Raw genomic sequence first — 21,136 nt, 5'->3', positions numbered from 1 at the left:
ATTTACTAATAAAAATGGAAAGCTAGTTCTCTCTTAGCCTCCTTACTTTAATTGATAGTCAAAAGTAATAACCCTACTAATCCAAGAGCCACCACCAGCGTAATAATAACTTTTATGTTACTCGCAAAAACGGGCTCTCTATTGCTTGAAATATCAGAGCTATCCAGCTTACCTGTTACCATTGCTCTCACCAGTCGCTGGCCTTTTAATTGGTAAACAGCAATGGCGATTAAGTGAGCTACAATACAAAACACTAGCAAGCAGGCAACGACTCCATGAGTCACACCAACAAGTTTATCAGCAGTACTTCCCATAATAATCATTAAATCGATAATGCCACCAAGATGCATTCCCGTGATGACCTGACAAGTCAGCAACACCAACATTGTCATAACCATCCAACCACCTGCGGGATTATGCCCAATAGCCACCTTCGTCTTATTTCCTTTAAAAATTGTACAGAAATAATGAAAAACAGTGACAGGACCTTTCACAAACTGACTAAACCGAGCGGTATGACTACCCCAAAACCCCCATAACCAACGCCAAACAATCGCACAAGTTAATAGTAATCCTGCGGCCATATGTGGCGGCCGATCCCCCAGGCCTGCAAATCCAGAAATAAGCAATGTGCAAACCAAAACAGTTAATAACCAATGGTTAATGCGAGTGGCAAGATCCCAAATGTTAATTGATGAATTGAACTCGGAGCCGCTATTAACACCTACAGGCGTCTGCCGAAAGTTTTCTCTTGGTTGGTTTTTTGTACACATTACTTCTCAATCTACAGCTTACTTTCGTTTAAGTAAGGATAGCTTGCCTAAATTTAATTGCATTTGCAATATTTGCTATTACAAATATAATAATAGCAAATTTCGCTAATGCAATTAAAAGGAAATAAATGTGAACAAGCTGTATTACATTGCCTTTATGCTCACTATTTTTACTACTTCTCAATCAGCTCTAGCTGAAGACTTTGCTAATATAATCAGCCAACGGCAACAGAGCTTTAAAGCAATTGAAATCTTTTTTGATAACTTTGAAGAGCCTGATAGTGACATAGAGTGGCAGATAATTAATAAAGAAAGCGCTAAATTAGCTAAAGCAACTCAACAGTTACCAAACTTATTTCCAATTGGAAGTGATAAAAACAGTAAAAGCAAAGAAAAAATATGGGATAACAAACAAGACTTTAACATTCGACTCGACAAACTAAATAGCGCCTTTAATAATATTCAACAAGCCACCCAAGAAAAAAACCAGCAATTACTAATTGAGAACTATAAACTAGCAAAAAGTAGTTGTAATAGCTGCCACCGTAAGTATCGTTCATTATGGTAAAATATTGTTTTAGTACATACGCTCCTTTTAACGGAAGGTTTATCATATGCTACAGATAAAAAAGCTTTTTATTGGTTTGATGATGGTTTCCACCTGCGGATGTACCCTTAACAGTAAAACAAACAACTCATTTAATTTTTATTGTTCAAGAAATAACTATGATGTAACCGTACGTGCTTATTTACCTAAAGGTAAACCCGCTAAAAAAGCAAAAATATCTGCTTATGATGATACTGGTCAGCTTGTTCTGCAAAAAAAACTGAACAATAAAGGCCACGCTAGCTTTCGCTTCCCTTCTTATGCTGACGAAATTACGGTTTATGTTAAAAGCCAGGAAGGATGGGAAGATAAGTGCAGTTTATTTAAGCCACCCAGTAAATATAGAAAAATGTAACCCCTTCACGGGGTTTCAAAACTCAATTAAGATGTTTGTTGTAATTGCTTAGATCGAAACCGGCCTGCCATTTTTAAACCATCACTGTTTCTCAAATAGTCCGCCTGATGGGACAAACTCGCCAGGCCGTGCAACGACTAGCAGATGATATGAGCAAGGAAGGACTGCTGGCGTTTATAGACAACACTTGCCACACTCAAGTACATGGCAAGCTTGTTTGATTCAAAATAACTATTTTTAGAAGCGCCTATCCTAGGGTGTATTAATCTTTAGTGCTTATTCTTTCAATCTACCAGCTTAACTACCGCTGTATCGCACGACTAAATACGATACAGCGGTAAATTCCAGCTTATACTTTTACTCGATAAAACACCGCATACAACACAGGAAGTATAATTAAAGTAAGTACTGTGGCGCAGCCCAAACCAAAAATAATGGTAACAGCCATACTTTCAAAGAAAGCATCGAATATCAGGGGAATCATCCCTAACATGGTAGTAATAGCAGCCATACAAACCGGCCGAACCCGGCTAACCGATGCATCAAAAATTGCATCGTAACAGTTCTTACCTGAGTCTGCTTCCAGCTTAATTTGTTCAACGAGCACAATTCCATTTTTCAGCAGCATTCCAATTAAACTTAATAAACCTAACAGCGCCATAAAACTGAAGGGCTTATTTAATAACAACAATCCTCCAACAACGCCAATAAGCGATAGAGGCACGGTTAACCAGATAACCAATGGTTGCCTAACCGTATTAAACAGCAGCACTGTAATTAAAAACATAAACAACAAGCCTGTCGGTAACGAGCCAAACAGACTTGCCTGAGCTTTTGTTGCAGTTTCATATTCCCCCCCCCATTCCAACTGATATCCATCAGGAAGTGGTATGGCTTCTACCTGCTTTTTCAGTCGGCGAAATACACTATCTGCTGTTTCATCACTGAGTAACACAGGGTCAGCATAAACCGCCAACATCCGCTTGCGATCGCGCCGCTTAATTAATGGACTTTCCCAATCAATATTAATACTTGAGGTTATTTGTGATATAGGCAAGTAAGCGGAGTATTCTGGGCTCCATACTTGTAGCTCAGTCAAACTAGATGCACTCAGCCGCTCTTTATCTGGCGCCCTTACGACGATAGGAATTAAATCAGTTCCATCCCGGTAAGTGCCCATCACTTTACCACTAAAGTTTACCAACAAGGCTTCATCCAAGGTATTTTTCGTAATTCCTGCCCGTCGTGCTTGTTCTTCCAATAACTCAGGCCTGATTACTTTTACCCTATTACGCCAGCTATGACGAACATTATCCGTCCAAGGGTCTGCATTAAATACGTTTATTGCCTGAGCCGCCAACTGACGCAAAACTTCTGGATTTTCACCATAAAAACGGGCTTCTATTTTCGCCGCAGGTGCTGGGCCATTCTCTAGTTTTTTGACACGAAAATCAGCTTCAGGATGCTGATTTCGTAATAATTCCGTCACCTGAACCAACGCTTTTTCTAACTGCTCAAGGTCTTCCATATTAACAATTAACTGGCCGTAACTACTGTAACTGTCTTCAGGTGCATAGGGCAACACAAACCGTTGCGAGCCACCACCAATAACTGCTGTTACATCTACCACACCAGGCACTTCATTTACTTCTTTTTCAAGCTGCGCAATCGCTTTATCAGTGGCTCTTATATCAGTACCTTCTGGTAACCAGTAATCGACAAAGAAGATAGGTGTTGTAGACGCTGGGAAAAATACATTTTTTACTTTGGTAAAGCCAAATAATGCCGAAACCAGCAGAGCCACCACAGCCACTATGGTGATGATTCGATGATTTAAACACCAGCCAAGCAGCACTTTATAAGCAGTAAAAAAAGCGCCTTGATAAAGCTCACCCGCGGCTTCAGTAGTATTGACTTCTTTATAAAACAAATCAAAAAAGAAAGGAGTTAAAGTAATCGCCGTGATCCAACTTAAAAACAGTGCAACAAGTAAAACCCAAAATAGTGAGCCAACAAACTCTCCAGTAGAGTCCGCAGAAAGCCCTATGGGTGCAAATGCCATAATAGCAATCACGGTTGCTCCTAGTAATGGCCATTTGGTTTGATCAACAACAGCTTTAGCAGCTTCCAGTTTAGTCAATCCTTTTTGCAAACCAATCAACATTCCTTCAGTAATAACAATGGCATTATCAACCAACATTCCCAAAGCAATGACTAGGGCACCAAGGGAAATAATTTGCAAGTCGATGGCCATTACCTTCATTACAATAAAGGTACCTAAAATGGTCAGCAACAGGATCAGCCCCATCAGAATCCCACTTCGAGCCCCCATAAAAACCAAGAGCACTACAATAACAATGGCAACCGCTTCTAGCAGGTTAATTAAAAAGGCAGATACTGACTGATCAACTACTTCTGCCTGATTGTAAACACTGGTAATTTCCATCCCGAGTGGTCGATCACCTTCTAGCTCATCAATGCGAGCCATTACTGCACGGCCTACATCAACCACATTTACGCCAGCCATAAATGACACACCCAGCGATAACGCAGGCTCACTGTTTAAGTGATAAAGCTTATTCGGCTGATCCGTAAAGCCTCGTTGAATCGTGGCAATATCACCTAAATACACCAGTTGTTCACTACCTGCAGAGCTGATCAGTAAACGCTCCATTTCTTTTACATCATTGAACTCGCCAGTGGGGTGAATTCTGATTGACTCATCACCAACAAAAATATCACCCGCATTCGACACCACATTCTGATTTTTAAGCAGATCAAAAATGCGCTGCATACTGATCCCTAATGCCGTCATTTTTTCTCGCGAGATTTCTACATAAACTCGCTCTGGCAAGGCGCCATCAATGGAAACTTTCTTTACACCAGGGACCAACACCAGCTCACGACGTAATAGGTCCGCATAGTCCTCAAGGTCGTGGTAGGTATAACCAACACCAGTAATATTTAATAAAATACCAAACACATCGCCAAAATCATCTACCACTAATGATGGCTTTACCCCAGGAGGCAGCGAGGCTTGAGCGTCATACACTTTTCTACGCAGCTCATCCCATACCTGTGGTAAGGTATTTTTATTATAGGTATCTTTTATTTCTACCTTAATTTGAGAAAGCCCAGTACTATTAATAGAAGTAACATGATCAATATACGCTAACTGCTGAATAGCATCTTCTAACTGAACTGATACCTCTTCCTCGACTTGCTGAGGCGTCGCACCAGGATAGCTGGTAACAACCAAGGCATCTTTAATAGTAAATTTTGGAAACTCTAACTGGCCTAGCTGAAAAAAAGAAAAAACGCCCCCTAGCAATAAAATTAAAGCAAACATCCAGCTAATAACTTTATTGCGAATCGAATACTCAGCAATATTCATTACAGCCCCCGCTCTTTAACCCATGGCTTAACTTTCAAGCCTGCTTGCAGATGCTGTATGCCTGCTACCACAATTTGGTCGCCTGGTTTGATCCCAGTGAGCACTTGAATACCTTCATCAAGTAATTGTCCCAGGGTCACCTCAACGGGCTCAACGGTTTGCTGCTCTGGGTCGTATCGCCACACGACAGCTTTATGTCCTTGATCAGGATTGTCTACTGCGACAACAGGCACTATCACTGCATTTTTACTGGAAGGTCGGCTTATTTTAGAGAAATCAATTGTTACTGTTGCACTCATGCCTGGTAAAATATTCATCCCTTCTGGCGCTGACATAGTAAAGAGTACTTCGTAGGTTTGAGTACCAGGAGTTACTTGAGTAGAATGCTCCTTATACTGTACTTCGTACTGAGTGTCTTTTTGTGAAGCAAAATAAGCTGTCGGCTTATAATTTACTTGTCGTGCATCTTTGCGAATGTTTGCAACCAGCTGCTCAGGGATTTGTAAGCTAATATCAATATTATCGTGATTTTCTAACAGTAGTATCGGCTGTTTCGCCTGTACTGATTGATGGTTATCAACCAGCGTTTTTGCTACCGTACCATCAAATGGCGCTTTTAAAACTGTATATTGAACATTATCTTGAGCCAATTCTAATGCTGCTTTAGTTGAAGCCAATTTTGCTTTAGCTTCATCATATACAGACCTTGATACTGTACCTTTATTATAGAGCTTTAATTTACGCTGATGATCAGCCAACGCTAAATCATAGCTAGCTTGCCTGTCTGATAGCTGATTCTGCATATCAGCATCATCTAACTTGGCAAGTAAAGTACCTTTTGTGACTTGTTGGCCTTCTTTTACATTGAGTTCAATCAACTCGCCATTGAGCCGAAATGACAGCTCAGCTACTTGTGAAGCCAAAACCTTACCTGGAAAACTTCTAATTAAGCCACTAGTACTATCTTGGACTGTGGCTAATTTAACTGGCCTTATTGTGGACTTCTTAATTGGAGCTTCAGGTTGACTGCAACCAGCAACAGCTAGTGCAACAAGCACAGCCCCCCAAAAACTGTGTACTGAGGCCATCAGGCATTCCTCTTCAACTTAATAAGTTAATCTGGTTACAAATAGTAATAGAGGAGTATTGCAAGTGCAACAATAGTTACGTGCTCGTATTTAAGAAAATAACTGTGAGTGCGCTACAAAATAGAAGACTAAAAATATTAATTTAACTATACCCATGTAAAAAGGGTAGTTTGATAAGTTTAAAAAGCTTATATCATTAAAGCAATATTAATTTTAAGCATTTAAATTCACTAATATAAAGTCTGAATACTTCCGGTATAAATATCAACAAATATATCCCATGCGAAAGGTTTTTAGGTACGGTCATTAAGTGACGACTCTTCATGTGTCTATTGAAATAGGTGATCAGAGTGAGGAACGATGATAACAAAACCTAAAAATGATTCACGACGGGTAGAAAGCAATAATAAGGAGGGATAATATTATTTTTTTAGTCGGCTAATTAAAACAAAAAAATAACTCAGCTTAATTTTAGCTAATTTTTAAACATTAACGAAACCAATCTGAGCTATTCGTTACAAATAATAGGTAAAAATACTTATTATCTATTACAGGTCATCAATAGTTACGATCTCATCTTTATTCACTGTTCTCAAGCGACCAGTTGTATCTTCATACTCATAAAAGCCTGTATCTTCATTAAAATAGAGTTCATCAGGTGTATTGATAGTTGAACCATCCTTCATTTTAATCACCTGAGGAGAAGAGCATCCGGCTAACAAAGCAGCTACACTGAATACGAAAAAAAGTTGTTTCATTTAATCTACCTTCACTCATCAATAAGTTTATACCCAGAACATCAGGCAATAAATAATACAAGTTTAAAAAACTAACCAGTGAATCTAAAGAAGTTAGACTTACTGACCATAGCGAATTATTTTTGCTAGGGCAAATTTTTTACAAGTCTCTGACTCTACTCAGAATAATTATATAACGCTTGTTACATTAGCATTTGTATAAATTATTTGATACAGCCTCACTTTGGGTACCAATAACGATCTAATGTTAATAGAACTTAGCAGGGGTAAGACATGAATATCAGAAAAAAATTCCCTTCTTTCTTTTTACATACCCAAAGGCATCACCCAGCTTTATCCACAACCTACTAGCTATCACTATTTTTCTTTCGTTTTTCATTTTGCTCTTGTAGCTTATCCAGTAACTGCTCAACCATTGACTTACTTTCTTCAGCTTGTTTGGCAATAGTATTACCATAGGATTTTTGTTCATCCCTTAACTGTTGTAGTTTTTCTACGATATTATTGACCTGGCTAAAATTAAGCAAACCCGTTGGCTCAGTGTTATTTGACTGCTGATCACTGCTTACAAGCGCTTGAATTTTTCCATATAAATTTTTGAGCGCTTTGTCATAAAATATAGTATTCGATGCTATAAACAATGCTTGTGTATCTGCTATTGGCTGGTCAGCTCTTGCTTGAATGGCTAGGTCAACTTCTTGAATGGTTTTTACATCTCCATTTTCCATTAGCACTATACCATTTCCTTTAATATTACCTAGTAGAGCGCCCTGCCTTGAAACCAAGTTAAAGTCGTCTGGGGTATGACCTAAGTAAATTGCACCAACACCTACTTCAGTTAAAGACTTCAAGACGCCTCCCTCACTACCATCTTGAACCCACAACTTTAAGTCTTTAAAAATTGGATCACTTTCATCAATCCATAAATTATTATCATTATCATAAAGTGCAAGTTCAGCAAACCCTTGTCCTGTTTGGGGGCCAAATAGCTCTAGACCATTATCAATTACGCCATTGTTATTATGATCTAAAGCCAGATAACCACTCCCAGAGCCAAGCTGAGAGATTTGCTCTGTTTCTCCATCACCATTTAGATCAAAATTAAAAAATGTATCAGTCAAGTTAACTGTTTCAGCACTAAAATTGATTACCAAAGGGTCTACTACCTGTTGTACAACTAGTAACTCACTGTTTGACTCAAATAACTGGGCTTGCTGTACATGAAAGCCAACCGAAAACTCAATTTGTCTACCATCTGCCGTAACAATCATACCTGTTGTTGAAAATTGACTCTGCTCATTAATCTGAAACAGCTGGTACTGACTAATTTGCACTACACTCGTCTCAGTTAACTGCTGGGGCTGGTTAGCAACAGCTAGATTATTTGTACTAGACAATGAACTAACCCCCACTTGAAATTGGCTGAATATAGAGTTAGTGACAGTTTTAATAAACTGATGGGTAGGTTCAGCGGAAAAATTATCTAAACGCCCAGTTAGTTGCAAACGCTTATTTACAATCTGATTATCATTTAAATCAGGCCTGACCTGGCTTATCGAGTTAAATTTCTGTTGTAAGTGATATAAGTATTTCTGTTGCGCATCTACTGATATACTGACTTTATCAGCGCCAATTTGAAAGCTTCGTGACCGCCTTTCATTTACAGTCAAAGCTTCAAGAGAGCGAGAGTGGCTGTAATCCATGCCTATAACAGCAGCGGTCACTTTCATTAGACGATCCTGTCAGCTATACCCAGCCTGGCAACACATAAGCAAAAGCAGAAAACAACTTTACGAATGGACCACCAGAGTATATTTATACCTTTAATAGTTAACGCTTCTAAAAAGTGTATCGGCCAGATACTAGTAAAATTTAGCTTATTCGTTAATAGTTTTTATCTTTGGTAGTTTGAAGGCTTTAGTGAAATGTTGTAATTATAATACTAGTAAATTCGTATATCTTTTAAGCATATTAAGGGTAATTATCGCATTAATAACATCATAAAAGCCCATTATTTTTTCGAGCTTTCTGTGGTTTAATGAAACATTCGAGCCAAATAGCTTTTTGGGCTGAGCCCCATCTGCCGTTTAAACATATTAATAAAGGCAGCACTTGATTCATATTTCAATTCAAAAGCTACTTCAGTAACTGTCATTCCAGCAATCATTAGCTCAATTGCTTTAAGCACTTTTAACCGTTGTTTCCATTCACTGAAGCTCATTTGCGTCTGGTTGAGAAAAATCCGTCTGATTGTTCTGGCAGAAGCACCCAGTTGAACCCCCCAAGCTTCCAATGACTGACTATCAGTAGGATGTTGTAAAAGCCTATTCACCAGCTTCGTCAAACGGCTATCTTGTGGTACTGGCAAGTTAAGTGGTACTGACTCTGCTGATTTTAGGCAATCATACAACACCAACCATAGGTGCTTAGTAACGCTATCAGGTTTCCCTTTAACAGGGATATTAGTGATGGCTAAAATCACTTCTCTTAATAAAGCTGTAACCTGGATAACACTGGTAGGGCGATTAAGCTTTTCAGAACAGCGTTTAGCTATGTATAAACTACGAAACTTAGCGCCTGACAACGTAAATATTTCATGGTCTGTATAAGACGGCACCCAAACACCTTGTTGCGGGGGAACCAAAAAAGTGCCTGCTTCGGTCTTAACACAAATAAGTCCTTCAACGGCAAATAAAAACTGCCCCCAAGGATGCTGATGAGATGCTACAAAGTGCTTGGGTGGCATATCTACAGACCGAGGCTCCACAAGCCATTGCATTTTTTTACAAATTGATGTGCTAACGCTTGATTGGCGGCTCATAGCCAAAGTACTCACCTAAAAGCTTAACTTGCTTGATAAATTTGACCAAATCAATGAACTATATGGCAATATTAATAAATTATGACAAACAAATATCCTTTATGCTAGTGGTCTATGTGTAAAGTTGGACAACCGTCTTCAAAGCCATTTATTTTCTGGGAAAGCAATTTTTGCCGGCATAGTTAGGTCTACCTCAAGAAAAGACAATACAGCCAAAGAATAAATTAAGAAGAAGTCGTTACCTTATTTTACCCATGTACCACTGGTCAGTGGTAGTTTATATGTAAAAGGCTTTAGTACAAATGAATACATATCGCACACCAAAAGTATTTTTGATTCTATTATCTATTGCAATGCCATTGTGTTTTGCTACCTGGCAAGTACTGTTAAATAATTTCAGTATTCAAGAAGCAGGGTTTACTGGAAAAGAAATTGGTATCTTACAAAGCTTAAGAGAAATTCCAGGATTTCTTGCTTTTACTGCAGTATTTATCTTACTAGCCATAAAAGAGCAACAATTTGCTATTATTTCTCTTGCCATACTGAGTATTGGTGTAGCCATTTCAGGGTTATTTCCAACAGTATACGGCCTATATGCCACTACAGTACTAATGAGTATTGGCTTTCATTACCTTGAAACAATAAAGCAGTCTCTTGCGCTGCAATGGCTGGATAAAACTGCTGCACCTGTATTTATGGGAAAACTATTAGCTGTTAGCTCATTAAGTGCCTTAACAGCTTATAGCTTAGTTTGGTTATTAAACTTATTCAATGTCAGTTTCACCAGTACCTATTTGTTAGGCGGTAGTCTTGGGTTAATCATAGTTGCCATTTTACTATTTGCCTTTCCTTTATTTCCTGAAAAAGTGGCTCAGAATAAAAAGCTAATTTTAAGAAAACGTTACTGGCTATATTATCTGCTTACTTTTTTAAGTGGTGCAAGAAGACAAATTTTTGTTGTATTTGCTGCTTTCATGATGGTAGAAAAGTTTGGTTACTCTGTAGCAGATATTAGTGTCTTATTTATAATTAATCATGCAGCCAACTTGTATCTAGCACCTCGTTTTGGCAAGCTAATTCAAAAGATCGGAGAGAAAAAGGCCTTAACTATTGAATATGTTGGCTTAATAGTAGTGTTTACAGGGTACGGATTAGTTGAATCATCTGAAGTGGCAGCGATGCTTTATGTTGTTGATCATCTGTTCTTTGCCATGGCCATTGCGATAAAAACTTATTTTCAGAAAATTGCAGACCCGGCCGATATTGCCTCTAATGCTGGAGTAAGCTTCACTATTAACCATATAGCCGCTGTAGTTATTCCCGCTCTTTTTGGAATAATTTGGTTGGTCAACCCTCCTTTAGTATTTTATATTGGAGCACTAATTGCCTGTTTATCTTTAATAGTAACACAGCTAATACCTAATAACCCAGAACAAGGTAATGAAACAATACTTTCTACTAATAAGAGAGCTGGTCAGCCAGTTACTCGTTAGACTGTTAGATTCACCTAAAAAGCACCAAGTGTTAGTTTTTTCTATCACTTGGTAAAATAATAGTAAAAGTAGTCCCTTTTCTCAGCTCACTTTTAACTGAAATTTCTCCATATAAAATCTGGCTAACGATTCCATATGCTAAATACAAATCCAAGCCCAGTCGGCCTTTACTTCCTCTTTTAGTTGTAAAGAACGGGTCAAATATTTTTTCCAAATATTGTTTTGATATCCCCTTACCATTATCAGAAAACTGTAAAGTCAATTTTTTTTCATTACTAATAGCTGAAATTGTAATTTTTTTACCTTCCAAGCTATCACCGAATGCATGTATAACACAGTTATCATACAATATAGAAAGAACATTCAACAACTCGCTTGGATAACTATTAATCATAACATCTTTATCAATAGCTATTTCAAATATGATATCCTCTGACTTTTCTTCAAATGAATTAATAGCTTCTTTTATAACCTCATTGATCCCAAACCAAACAGGATCCCTCTTTTCATTGGTTACAATAGACCTCTTAATATTTTTTATCATGTAATCAGCTAAATCTAACTTATCCATAACAAGTTCAATATTTTTTTCACTTTTATTAATAAAATTATAGATAAGATCATAGTTCTCCTCTTCTACTACTCTTACTTGTTTTTTTAATTTATATATATTTCTTGCAACAGCAGAGGAAGCACTCATTGACTCACCAATATATAAATTAATTTCTCTAGTCAAACCAATAATTAGCATCTCTAATAGTTGGCTTTTTTCTTTAACAATAGATATCTCTTCCTGATGTACTTTTTTATCACCCTTCTGATCAGTTTCCTTTCTATCTTCTTGCACTTGAATTGGCTGTTCGTTGATTTGCTCGTTATGATAAGCACTCATTGTATTTTCGCTTTTTATTTCTTTTTTATCAAACCCATTTTCTAAGTTTAAACTAACTATATTACTATTTTCTTTTACAGTATTCTCACTATAGCTAGCGTTGTTTAAGTGATTTCCAGAAGGCTTTCCTGCATCCAAAGCTTCATTTTTAAATTTTGCTATAATTCTATATATTTTTCCTATTTCGTCTTTGCGCTTTGTTGACTCACCTACAATAAATTTTATATTATCATCATCCACTGCATTTATTAACTTAGTGACAGGCTGAATTATCGTCTTATTTAGGGCTACCATTATTAAAGTCAATATCAAGACAACGGCAATCAATAAAAGTATAAAATAGTTTCGATATGCATCGGATTTTAACAGCATATCTTTCAATTCTTTTTTACCTGAGACAGCAACATAAGTTTTGTATAGTTTTAGTGTTTTAATGAAGTCATTAAATTTTTTATCGAAATCCAGGTTAAGTTTAAGTGCTAATCTATCTTCTTTTTTTGCATAAGTCACCATCATGACCACTTGTTTATACTCATTCAGCTTTTCCTTAATCTCACTGATAAGCTCTAACTCCTTTTTAGTCAGCCTATAATTTTTTTCAATATTGGCTATTTTGGTTTGACTTACTTTAAAAGCTTCAAGCTGAGCTTTTTCTATAGAAATATTTCGCAACAGTGTTATTAGAAGTTCTTGCTGGACAGAAAACTGTGTTAGGGCAATTTCATCTATGATTTTAGACTTCTGTTGACTATCAGTTTCTATATGAATTAACCTAACACGTTGCTGGTAGGTATACCAAAAAGTACTGGCTACAACAAACAACATTGCCACTATGCAAATTAATGGTGGTAAAAAGGTTTTTATTTTAAGTGATTTTTGCTCAAGCCACTGAACTAACATTTAGTTGATTCTTTTGATATATACTATTTTTCGTATATCAGGTATTGTAATAAAGCGTCATTACAATAGCCTTTATAGATGTTATTGTAGCTGATAGCTAGTGTAGGTCTATCCTATAGCTATACGCCTTAACGTTGCATTTCATTTATTCATAGCTAGTATTATAGAACTGATGCCTATACTCTAAAATTTTAGGCTATTATACTATGGCTTCAGGCATATATTTAAAAGGCTTATTTTTACAGCCATTCTTATTAACTTTACTACTGTTACCAGAATTAATTTCTGTGCTATATGCCAGTGAAGACAGTGACTCTATTACTTACTTCGAACCTGGCCATCCCTCTTTACAACAATGGCTATTACCAGTCCCCCCTATAACGACAGCAGCTAATGCAGTAGAACAGTTACAGCTAGGCAAGCTGTTATTTTTTGATCCTAGATTAAGTGCCAACGGCAATTTTGCTTGCTCCACCTGTCACAATCCATCATTAGGTTGGAGTGATGGATTGAAAACAGCGATTGGCCAACAAGGAATAAGTTTAAATCGAGCAACCCCCTCTCTTATCAACGTAGCTTATAACAAAATTTTTATGTGGGATGGACGCCAATCAAACCTTGAAAGCCAAGTTTTGGGCGTGATGGGGGCAGAGCATGAAATGAATGCAGACTATGAAAAGCTACTTATTTTTCTTAGCCAAAACTCTACATACAGAAGATTGTTTGCAAAAGCTTTTCCAGGTAAACATATCAACAAAGAGACTCTAGCTGCCGCCATAGCTCAATTTGAGCGTACGATTATTAGTAAGAACACCCCTTTTGATCGCTGGATTGCAGGTGAATCTGCTGCTATGTCTGCTGATCAGGTAGCTGGATTTCAGGTTTTTATAAATAAGACTAAAGGTAATTGTGCAAGCTGCCATCATCCTCCTAACTTTACTGATGATGGATTTCATAATATTGGCTTAAAGTCTTTTGCTTCCTCCAATCCAGATTTAGGTCGTTACAACATTAAACCCATTAAAATTTCAAAAGGCGCTTTCAAGACTCCACCTCTTAGAGGAATTGGACTAACAGCCCCTTATTTTCATGATGGATCAGCCGCGACTTTAACTGATGTGATAGATCACTACACCCAAGGTGGAGAAGTAACTACCAACATAGACCCAGAAATGAAAAAGTTATCATTATCCAAGATTGAAAAAAAACAGCTAAAATTGTTCTTGGAGGCACTAACCACAACAACAGATAGTTACCCCGTTCCCATTTTACCTTAGATGTATAAACTGAAAATGAAAGTATATAAACTGGCTTGCTTTTCTATAGCACTTATTTATCCACTGCTACTTACTGCCGATGTACACATTGTTGATCAGAAAAATAAAGAGTTTAGTACTAATGAGCTTAGGGTAAAAGTAGGGGATGAAATTCGCTTTACTAACCAAGATCCATTTTTCCATAATATTTTTAGCTTATCTGATACCATGTTTTTTGATCTTGGCTCATACCCACAGGGGGAGTTCAGGTCAATTAAAGTTAAGCAACCTGGAGTCATTGAGGTAGAATGTGCTATCCATCCAAGCATGAACATGAAAATTATAGTTGAAGAGTGATTAAGTTAATGCTTATGCTAGTCACTAAAAACTATAACCTATATATTTTAATACTAGCCTTAGCAATTACTTGCTCAGTGACTGGCAAACCAGCTAATGAGCAGCAATTACAATTAGGTGCAAAAATTTTTCAACAGCGCTGCGTTCTTTGCCACGGTGATCATGGTATGGGTGAAGGACTGTTGCCCATTATCGTTGCTAAATATCCCTCTACCAATCTATTCAAAAAAAAATTTATTAAAGATCCTAGTGACTTATCAAAACTGCGTCAACTGATCGCAGAGGGAAGTATTATTGAGGGCATTAGCGATTACATGCCACCATGGAAAGATGAGCTTACCTGGAATGAGTTAGAAACCGTTACCCAATTTACCCAATTTTTGTATTTTTTTCCTGATAAAGCCTATGAATATATAAGTAACGCTACAAAAACAGCCCCTATGGCCAAGTATGCCGGGCAAAAGCTCTTTGTAACCCGATGTAGTATGTGCCATGGTCGCTACGGCGAGGGCAATGGCCGACTAGCTAAAGTTATTCGTAACCCTCCTCCTTATAATCTAACCAAAAGTACTGCTAGTCTAGTTTATTTACAACAAATTATTACAAAAGGTGGAGCAGCGATGAACCGCTCTAAGCATATGCCACCTTGGGGTAAGGAGTTAACTGAAACTGAGATTAATGCTATTATTCAGTATCTATTAAAATTAAGAAATAACTAAAACTAACGTTACTTCTAACTTCCATAGCACTCTTTTGGAAACCAAACTATCCATATGTCTTTATATTTTACTTGCCAACGAACTGCTGCATTATTATAGGAAAGCCTATCATACTCATAAAGAGCAGCAGCCTCAGAAATCATTTCATTATTAAAGTTAATATTACGAATGAATTTATAAGCACAAGGCCATATATTTTGTACATTAGTTGACACAGCTTTTTTTAGCCAGCCATTAACCGGGTTTCCACAATCCATTGTCTTCATAGGATTAGGCCCCCACTTAGGATTTGTTATACACTCTGGCTCATAAACAGGAAACTCAACAAAACTACCTTTAATACGATTTTCAACCCAATTAGGAGTCCAATTAAACACAAGTAATGGAGTTTTTTTCTTAATAGCCAATAAAATTGTTGGTTTAATTGCTTCACCACCAATGCGCTTTAATAAAAAATTTAATTTTAACGCACGAATGCGTTTCCCTTCCTGCCTATCCCAAGGTCCGCTTATATATACCCCTTTATTACCAGAGTGTTCCATAGTAAATAAATGAACACACTTATTTAATACTCGCCAGTCAGGCAGCCCTGGACAATAGTCTGCTACATATTCTGGGTACCACCATTCTTCACGGGTTTTAGCATCATGTATGCCTGCATCAACAATGGCACCATTTTCAATCATTCGCTTGAAATCCTTAGCCATTGAGCCTTCCCAAACTTCAATTTGAAGATCAATCTGGCCTAAACGTAATGCCCCCCACTGTTGAGCTACACTAATATGTCGATATAAAACCTGATACCCTTGTTTGCTTAAAATATTACCCACAACATAAGACAACACAATCTGGCTTGCCCAATCATTTAAAGCTATTGTTATTGCCTGGCTCTTATCATCTTTATTCGCAGCAAAACCTGTACTTGCTATTAGATACATCAGCAGAAAAAAAATAATCTTCATGCTAATTTACACAACTCAAGAAGCTTCTTAATATTAATAGAGACTAAATACTTGCCCAAAGAATAGCTTAAAAACATCAGTTTTATTGAAATTTGATTAGAGCCCCCCTAAAGATTCTTTACAGGTAATACTTAAGAAGTAAGTCTTACCATAGCAGACTTACTCCTACGCTTACTACTTAACCATAATAGGGTCAGCACTGCCCACACAATCAAATTTAGCTACATGCTCATTACTACCTAAAGTAACTGGTGTGCCTGCATCAGCATCCCACTGGAAGCCACAGATTTGATCATTAATAGTAACTGAAATTTCACTACCACTTATATTCATTGGATCAGCATACCCAGCACAGTCAAACTTTGCTACATGCTCATTTTCTTCCAAGGTTAATGGTGTGCCTTTATCAACATCCCATTGTAAACCACAACCAGAGCCATGAATGTTAGTATAAATTTTATCCCCTCTAATAAACACTGGATCTGCATTACCTTCGCAGTCAAACTTTGCTACATGCTCATTTCTACTAATAGTGATTGGAGTACCTGCATTTGCATCCCACTCAAGACCACATTGCTTACCACCAATGTTGACATAGATTGATTTTGCCTCAATGGGCCCTATGAGTGGTAAACCATCTAATCCCCAATGATCACCGCTCATTATTCCTAAAAAGTTTAAAATTGTGGGCACAATATATGTTTGGGCAGGCTCTTTATAAAGACCATCAAAACTATTATTGGGTACAGCTGTATAGTTTTTATATTGGTAATGTAGTGGCTTATTACTTGCTATAAATATTGTCTTTTCTTTCTTTGTTTGCCCTCCATGTCCTTTCCCTGCTGAATTACGGCCATGATCAGTAGTTACCAATACTAACCAGTTTTCACCAAACTGTTGTTCTCTAAATGCTACTGCATCAAGCAACAAGCCCAGTCTTTGATCAGAACGAACAATTGAGTCATCATACGCTTGGCCATGCCCATGACTATGTCCAGCAGCATCAGGCTCATCTAAGTGCAAAAAAATAAAATCAGGGAACTCATTTTCAAGCACTCTCAGTGTTCTATTTACATTATCATCATCACTTCCGCCTTCAGCATGAGCAGTTAGAATATCCATATCTCTCGCAAAAAATTGTGTATGAATTGGCCCCCATGTACTATACCCATATATTTTTGCTTGTGGATTCGCATTATAAATATGCCGATAAATACTCGGCCAATTATTATTTGCAGCACCATCAGTATTACTCGATATATTATGTTTATTCTTCCATACACCAGTCATTATTGTAGACCATCCAGGTCCGCTGACAGTTCTTTGCTGTGTTTTATGCCATTGCACGCCACCAGCATATGCCTTAATTAAATTTAAACGATCAAATGCAGGTGTATTGAGGGCTAAAATACGTTCATATTGGACACCATCAATACCTACCAGCAATACCTTTTCTGATGCTCCCAAGCTAGAGCTGATGAAAAACAATAGTGTTATTAACCCCCAATACCTTATTTTTTCTCTTTTATTCATTATCATTTCTCTTTCATTTAATAATTATTATTAGCTATGTTTTTACTTAGCTTTTGAATTAACTTATATATCTAGATGCAAAGCATTCTAAACATCTGTTTGACATCAGAAGCATAACGGCAAATTATGTATATATTATTGCCTACAAACATTTAGTAAATCTGGCCATTTGAAAATATAGTAACTATTTACTTTCATTTTATATACTCTACTACTTGCTTACCAGTAACTAACATTGCATTAAAATCGCCATCTACCGTTGATGCCGAGTTAACCCAAGCATTTTTCTAGCTAATTTACAGGAAGCCTTTCAAAGTCTTCACAGCAACTGGTGTAAGGAGCTGAGTAATGCCATACGCCACTATTAACAGCCGACAAATACACTATCAAGACCATGGTACGGGTTTTCCTATATTATTTGGGCCAGCTATTTGTGGGACTCAAACATGTGGAAACCACAAATTGAAGTATTATCAAAAAACTATCGTTGTATAGTTCCTGATCTGTGGGGACATGGTTTATCTGATACTCCACTAAATATGCCTTACACCATAGCTCAAATGGCTGAAGATTATTGGTTACTAACTAAAGAACTGGGCTTAGAACATTTTGCTATTGTAGGATTATCCGTTGGTGGCATGTGGGGCTGTCAACTGGCACTCAGCCAACCCAAGTAAATGAACTACTTAGCCAATTTTATCAAAAACAATAAGCACAAACGAATAAAAGGAAACCTTATTTACAAGGAAGTAAATACCGACTGTCATCAACACTCTAATGACTCCCTTTATAGTTGTCAGTATTTACAACTCTTTATTTATTCATTTCTAATCTGTATATTGATCACCTATGTTTTTTTACAAAAAGCTGCTTTCTATCAAGCATATCTTATGTACTAGTTGATAAATTTACAATAAGCAATACATAGGCAATATACAAAAGAATGACAAAGAAAAATTATCAGCTAAAGTATTATAATATAAACAATTTTGAAACTATCCCCCAGTTACAAGCGCTTAGTGATGATCAAAAGCATACTATGCGTGTAATAAGCCATGTACTACCGTTTCGTACCAATAATTATGTTATCAACGAATTGATTGACTGGAATAATATCCCCGAAGATCCAATGTTTCAGTTAGCCTTCATGCAACATGAATTTTTATCAAAAAAGCAATTTAATCAAGTTGCAAGCGCGATTCATCAAACAAATTATCCTGATAAGTTGAAGCGTGTTATTCACAAAGTCAGGGCTCAGCTAAACCCCCATCCGGCAGAACAATTAGTCCATAATGTACCACTTTTAGCTGGCACACCTGTTCCTGGACTTCAGCATAAGTATAGAGAAACCGCATTAATCTTTCCTACAGCAGGGCAAACCTGCTTTACTTACTGCACTTTCTGTTTTCGTTGGCCTCAATTCATTGGTGAGAAGCAACTTAAGTTTGCTACCGATCAAAGCCAGCTATTTTTTCAATATTTAAAGCACCATAAAGAAATAACTGATGTACTGATTACTGGTGGTGATCCCATGATAATGTCTGCTCGCCATCTCGATAAACTAATTAGTCCTTTGCTTAGTAATGATTATAAGCATATTCAAAATATACGGATTGGTAGCAAGGTATTATCATTTTGGCCCTATCGTTTCATTACTGATCAAGATGCTGACCAGTATCTGTATATCTTTGAAAAAGTAAATAAGTCAGGTAAGCATCTTGCTTTTATGGCTCATTTTAATCACTGGCGGGAACTAGAGACTGAAGCAACTCAAGAAGCTGTACAGCGGATTTTAACAACCGGAACAAGTATTCGTTGCCAATCCCCCTTACTTCGTAAAATAAATGATGACCCCAACATTTGGCAACAAATGTGGCAAACTCAAGTTAAGCTTGGAATGATTCCTTATTATATGTTTGTCGAGCGTGATACTGGGCCTAAATCTTATTATGAAATACCGTTAGTAAAAGCTTATGAAATTTTTAGGCAAGCTTACCAAAAAACATCTGGGCTCGCTCGAACAGTAAGAGGCCCCTCTATGTCAGCAGCACCTGGCAAAATCACAGTGGAAGGAATAGAGGAAATTGCTGGAGAAAAAGTTATTCAGTTAAAATTTCTTCAAAGTCGCAATCCAGAGTGGTGTAATAAAATATTTTACGCAAAGTACAACGACAAAGCTTGCTGGTTATCCGATTTAGTACCAGCTTTTGGTAAGCAAGTATTCTTTTTCGAAGCAGAACTCTTAAAGTCAACAGTAAATTCAGTGAATAATAAGGATAACATAGATGTTACCCCAGTTAGTTTGTCTTACTAAAGCCTTACAAAGCTTACACATTCCATACCGTCTATTAGATCCAGAAGGTAATTTGATTAGAGTTCAGTTGCTTAGTAATAATTATTTATTTCAAAGTAACCGCACTCCGTTTAATTCAGAGTCTGTAGCTCAAATTTGTTTAGATAAAGAGCACACTTACCACATACTGAAAAGTGTCATCAATATGCCTAAAACGACTGGTTTTATTGATTATCAACAGGCTTCTGAATACCCACAATATACGCGTTTTAACAGTTTAGATAAAATAGTTAAAAAAATTGAAAGCCAATTCTCATATCCCATGGTAATCAAAAGAAATAGAGGCGCATTATCCAAAAATGTTTTTCTTTGTCAACTAAAAAAAGAACTGATTAATGCACTACATATTATTTATAATAGACAATCACTAGATTACGATTATGTGGCTTTAGCACAACAGTTCATAAATACCAAACAAGAATACAGAGCTATTTTTTTTAAAAGAGAACTCGTTTTAGCTTACGAGCGATATACTGATCAAGAGGGTTTTAAAGCTAGCTATTGGAACTTACCTGGTGGATATTCAAAACATATAACTGATAACTGCTTGTTAAAAGAGCTGCAAACTTTCGTTGAACCAATTTTTCAGCATATTCCAGCTGAAATGGTAGGTGTAGATATAATTAGAGATACATCAAACAATCTTTTTTTAGTTGAATTGAACTCAGGGCCTAAATTTAGTCACTTTATTCAATTTAATGGAGAAGAATTAATTATTGAGATGTACAAAAAAATTATCAAAAAAATAATAGACACAACTCATTACAACAAGGCTATCTAAATCATTTTTTATTAATATATACCAGTCGCGAATCATTTCTAGGTTCAATAATACAGCATCATGTGTATAATCCACTGTTATGAGAGGATTTGAA

The 21,136-nt window shown here is 36.9% G+C and carries 19 protein-coding genes; 10 read left to right on the top strand and 9 right to left on the bottom strand.

The genetic code is table 11. From position 1 onward, the window contains the following. Positions 1 to 47 precede the first annotated feature (47 nt). A complete protein-coding gene (locus ORQ98_RS06700; RefSeq protein ID WP_274688017.1) occupies positions 48 to 773 on the bottom strand; it encodes a cytochrome b/b6 domain-containing protein in 726 nt (241 codons plus the stop codon). 130 nt (positions 774 to 903) lie between these two features. Here ORQ98_RS06700 and ORQ98_RS06695 point away from each other — a divergent pair, with 130 nt between their 5' ends. From ORQ98_RS06695 to ORQ98_RS29505, 3 genes are all read left to right on the top strand, one after another. Continuing rightward, positions 904 to 1,341 (top strand): c-type cytochrome, encoded by a 438-nt coding sequence (locus ORQ98_RS06695; RefSeq protein ID WP_274688016.1) that lies wholly within the window; start codon positions 904 to 906, stop codon positions 1,339 to 1,341. 46 nt (positions 1,342 to 1,387) lie between these two features. After that, a complete protein-coding gene (locus ORQ98_RS06690; protein ID WP_274688015.1) occupies positions 1,388 to 1,735 on the top strand; it encodes a hypothetical protein in 348 nt (115 codons plus the stop codon). Between the two features lie 80 nt (positions 1,736 to 1,815). Then, positions 1,816 to 1,956, top strand: coding sequence for a MarR family transcriptional regulator (locus ORQ98_RS29505; RefSeq protein WP_342455187.1), 141 nt, complete (start codon positions 1,816 to 1,818; stop codon positions 1,954 to 1,956). Positions 1,957 to 2,084: 128 nt separating this feature from the next. Here the strand turns inward: ORQ98_RS29505 and ORQ98_RS06685 are convergent, their stop codons facing one another. The 5 genes from ORQ98_RS06685 to ORQ98_RS06665 all read right to left on the bottom strand — a co-directional run bounded on the left by ORQ98_RS06685 (position 2,085) and on the right by ORQ98_RS06665 (position 9,796). Beyond that, positions 2,085 to 5,129 (bottom strand): efflux RND transporter permease subunit, encoded by a 3,045-nt coding sequence (locus ORQ98_RS06685; protein WP_274688014.1) that lies wholly within the window; start codon positions 5,127 to 5,129, stop codon positions 2,085 to 2,087. Further along, the gene (locus ORQ98_RS06680) at positions 5,129 to 6,217 is read right to left on the bottom strand and encodes an efflux RND transporter periplasmic adaptor subunit (RefSeq protein WP_274688013.1); all 1,089 of its coding nucleotides are present in this window, start codon (positions 6,215 to 6,217) and stop codon (positions 5,129 to 5,131) included. Before ORQ98_RS06680 ends, ORQ98_RS06685 begins: the two co-directional genes overlap by 1 nt. A 548-nt stretch (positions 6,218 to 6,765) precedes the next feature. Next, positions 6,766 to 6,975 carry a YgdI/YgdR family lipoprotein gene (locus tag ORQ98_RS06675; RefSeq protein WP_274688012.1) on the bottom strand — a complete coding sequence of 70 codons (210 nt, stop codon included), beginning with the start codon at positions 6,973 to 6,975 and terminating at the stop codon, positions 6,766 to 6,768. Positions 6,976 to 7,322: 347 nt separating this feature from the next. Continuing rightward, positions 7,323 to 8,705, bottom strand: coding sequence for a hypothetical protein (locus ORQ98_RS06670; protein WP_274688011.1), 1,383 nt, complete (start codon positions 8,703 to 8,705; stop codon positions 7,323 to 7,325). A gap of 305 nt (positions 8,706 to 9,010) precedes the next feature. Further along, a complete protein-coding gene (locus ORQ98_RS06665; protein ID WP_274688010.1) occupies positions 9,011 to 9,796 on the bottom strand; it encodes an AraC family transcriptional regulator in 786 nt (261 codons plus the stop codon). A 302-nt stretch (positions 9,797 to 10,098) separates the two neighbouring features. Here ORQ98_RS06665 and ORQ98_RS06660 point away from each other — a divergent pair, with 302 nt between their 5' ends. After that, complete coding sequence (locus tag ORQ98_RS06660) at positions 10,099 to 11,289, top strand: MFS transporter (RefSeq protein WP_274688009.1); 1,191 nt, start codon at positions 10,099 to 10,101, stop codon at positions 11,287 to 11,289. Between the two features lie 31 nt (positions 11,290 to 11,320). On the opposite strand, the gene ORQ98_RS06655 is transcribed toward ORQ98_RS06660, so the two are convergent. Further along, positions 11,321 to 13,081: a sensor histidine kinase gene (locus ORQ98_RS06655; RefSeq protein ID WP_274688008.1), complete on the bottom strand. Its 1,761-nt coding sequence runs from the start codon at positions 13,079 to 13,081 to the stop codon at positions 11,321 to 11,323. A gap of 206 nt (positions 13,082 to 13,287) precedes the next feature. Between ORQ98_RS06655 and ORQ98_RS06650 the strand changes: the two genes are divergently transcribed. From ORQ98_RS06650 to ORQ98_RS06640, 3 genes are read left to right on the top strand one after another with little or no spacing between them, the layout of a single operon-like run. After that, complete coding sequence (locus ORQ98_RS06650) at positions 13,288 to 14,358, top strand: cytochrome-c peroxidase (protein ID WP_274688007.1); 1,071 nt, start codon at positions 13,288 to 13,290, stop codon at positions 14,356 to 14,358. Between the two features lie 15 nt (positions 14,359 to 14,373). Further along, complete coding sequence (locus tag ORQ98_RS06645; RefSeq protein ID WP_274688006.1) at positions 14,374 to 14,694, top strand: plastocyanin/azurin family copper-binding protein; 321 nt, start codon at positions 14,374 to 14,376, stop codon at positions 14,692 to 14,694. Between the two features lie 14 nt (positions 14,695 to 14,708). Further along, entirely contained in the window at positions 14,709 to 15,413 is a 705-nt protein-coding gene (locus tag ORQ98_RS06640) for a cytochrome c (protein ID WP_274688005.1), read from the top strand. 14 nt (positions 15,414 to 15,427) lie between these two features. Here the strand turns inward: ORQ98_RS06640 and ORQ98_RS06635 are convergent, their stop codons facing one another. Both ORQ98_RS06635 and ORQ98_RS06630 read right to left on the bottom strand, forming a co-directional pair. Further along, positions 15,428 to 16,375 carry an ABC transporter substrate-binding protein gene (locus tag ORQ98_RS06635; RefSeq protein ID WP_274688004.1) on the bottom strand — a complete coding sequence of 316 codons (948 nt, stop codon included), beginning with the start codon at positions 16,373 to 16,375 and terminating at the stop codon, positions 15,428 to 15,430. A gap of 174 nt (positions 16,376 to 16,549) precedes the next feature. Beyond that, positions 16,550 to 17,908 carry an alkaline phosphatase family protein gene (locus ORQ98_RS06630; RefSeq protein ID WP_274688003.1) on the bottom strand — a complete coding sequence of 453 codons (1,359 nt, stop codon included), beginning with the start codon at positions 17,906 to 17,908 and terminating at the stop codon, positions 16,550 to 16,552. 446 nt (positions 17,909 to 18,354) lie between these two features. On the opposite strand from ORQ98_RS06630, the gene ORQ98_RS06625 reads away from it, so the two are divergent. The 3 genes from ORQ98_RS06625 (at position 18,355) to ORQ98_RS06615 (ending at position 21,042) form a co-directional block, all read left to right on the top strand. Continuing rightward, on the top strand, positions 18,355 to 18,585 hold the full coding sequence (locus ORQ98_RS06625; protein WP_274688002.1) for an alpha/beta fold hydrolase: 231 nt from the start codon (positions 18,355 to 18,357) through the stop codon (positions 18,583 to 18,585). A gap of 266 nt (positions 18,586 to 18,851) precedes the next feature. Continuing rightward, on the top strand, positions 18,852 to 20,222 hold the full coding sequence (locus tag ORQ98_RS06620; RefSeq protein ID WP_274688001.1) for a KamA family radical SAM protein: 1,371 nt from the start codon (positions 18,852 to 18,854) through the stop codon (positions 20,220 to 20,222). Then, positions 20,194 to 21,042 (top strand): ATP-grasp domain-containing protein, encoded by an 849-nt coding sequence (locus ORQ98_RS06615; RefSeq protein ID WP_274688000.1) that lies wholly within the window; start codon positions 20,194 to 20,196, stop codon positions 21,040 to 21,042. Before ORQ98_RS06620 ends, ORQ98_RS06615 begins: the two co-directional genes overlap by 29 nt. Positions 21,043 to 21,136 lie beyond the last annotated feature (94 nt).

The sequence above is a fragment of the Spartinivicinus poritis genome (assembly GCF_028858535.1).
GTDB lineage: Bacteria > Pseudomonadota > Gammaproteobacteria > Pseudomonadales > Zooshikellaceae > Spartinivicinus > Spartinivicinus poritis.
The sequence above is the reverse complement of the archived record's forward strand: the minus strand, read 5'-3'. Positions and strand labels throughout refer to the sequence as shown.

Bases quoted from the DNA above. Each gene is read 5' to 3' on its own strand.
- ORQ98_RS06700 (WP_274688017.1), bottom strand. From the start codon at position 773: ATGTGTACAAAAAACCAACCAAGAGAAAACTTTCGGCAGACGCCTGTA.
- ORQ98_RS06690 (WP_274688015.1), top strand. From the start codon at position 1,388: ATGCTACAGATAAAAAAGCTTTTTATTGGTTTGATGATGGTTTCCACC.
- ORQ98_RS06685 (WP_274688014.1), bottom strand. From the start codon at position 5,129: ATGAATATTGCTGAGTATTCGATTCGCAATAAAGTTATTAGCTGGATG.
- ORQ98_RS06680 (WP_274688013.1), bottom strand. From the start codon at position 6,217: ATGGCCTCAGTACACAGTTTTTGGGGGGCTGTGCTTGTTGCACTAGCT.
- ORQ98_RS06675 (WP_274688012.1), bottom strand. From the start codon at position 6,975: ATGAAACAACTTTTTTTCGTATTCAGTGTAGCTGCTTTGTTAGCCGGA.
- ORQ98_RS06670 (WP_274688011.1), bottom strand. From the start codon at position 8,705: ATGAAAGTGACCGCTGCTGTTATAGGCATGGATTACAGCCACTCTCGC.
- ORQ98_RS06665 (WP_274688010.1), bottom strand. From the start codon at position 9,796: ATGAGCCGCCAATCAAGCGTTAGCACATCAATTTGTAAAAAAATGCAA.
- ORQ98_RS06660 (WP_274688009.1), top strand. From the start codon at position 10,099: ATGAATACATATCGCACACCAAAAGTATTTTTGATTCTATTATCTATT.
- ORQ98_RS06655 (WP_274688008.1), bottom strand. From the start codon at position 13,081: ATGTTAGTTCAGTGGCTTGAGCAAAAATCACTTAAAATAAAAACCTTT.
- ORQ98_RS06650 (WP_274688007.1), top strand. From the start codon at position 13,288: ATGGCTTCAGGCATATATTTAAAAGGCTTATTTTTACAGCCATTCTTA.
- ORQ98_RS06645 (WP_274688006.1), top strand. From the start codon at position 14,374: ATGAAAGTATATAAACTGGCTTGCTTTTCTATAGCACTTATTTATCCA.
- ORQ98_RS06640 (WP_274688005.1), top strand. From the start codon at position 14,709: ATGCTAGTCACTAAAAACTATAACCTATATATTTTAATACTAGCCTTA.
- ORQ98_RS06635 (WP_274688004.1), bottom strand. From the start codon at position 16,375: ATGAAGATTATTTTTTTTCTGCTGATGTATCTAATAGCAAGTACAGGT.
- ORQ98_RS06630 (WP_274688003.1), bottom strand. From the start codon at position 17,908: ATGAATAAAAGAGAAAAAATAAGGTATTGGGGGTTAATAACACTATTG.
- ORQ98_RS06625 (WP_274688002.1), top strand. From the start codon at position 18,355: ATGTGGAAACCACAAATTGAAGTATTATCAAAAAACTATCGTTGTATA.
- ORQ98_RS06620 (WP_274688001.1), top strand. From the start codon at position 18,852: ATGACAAAGAAAAATTATCAGCTAAAGTATTATAATATAAACAATTTT.
- ORQ98_RS06615 (WP_274688000.1), top strand. From the start codon at position 20,194: ATGTTACCCCAGTTAGTTTGTCTTACTAAAGCCTTACAAAGCTTACAC.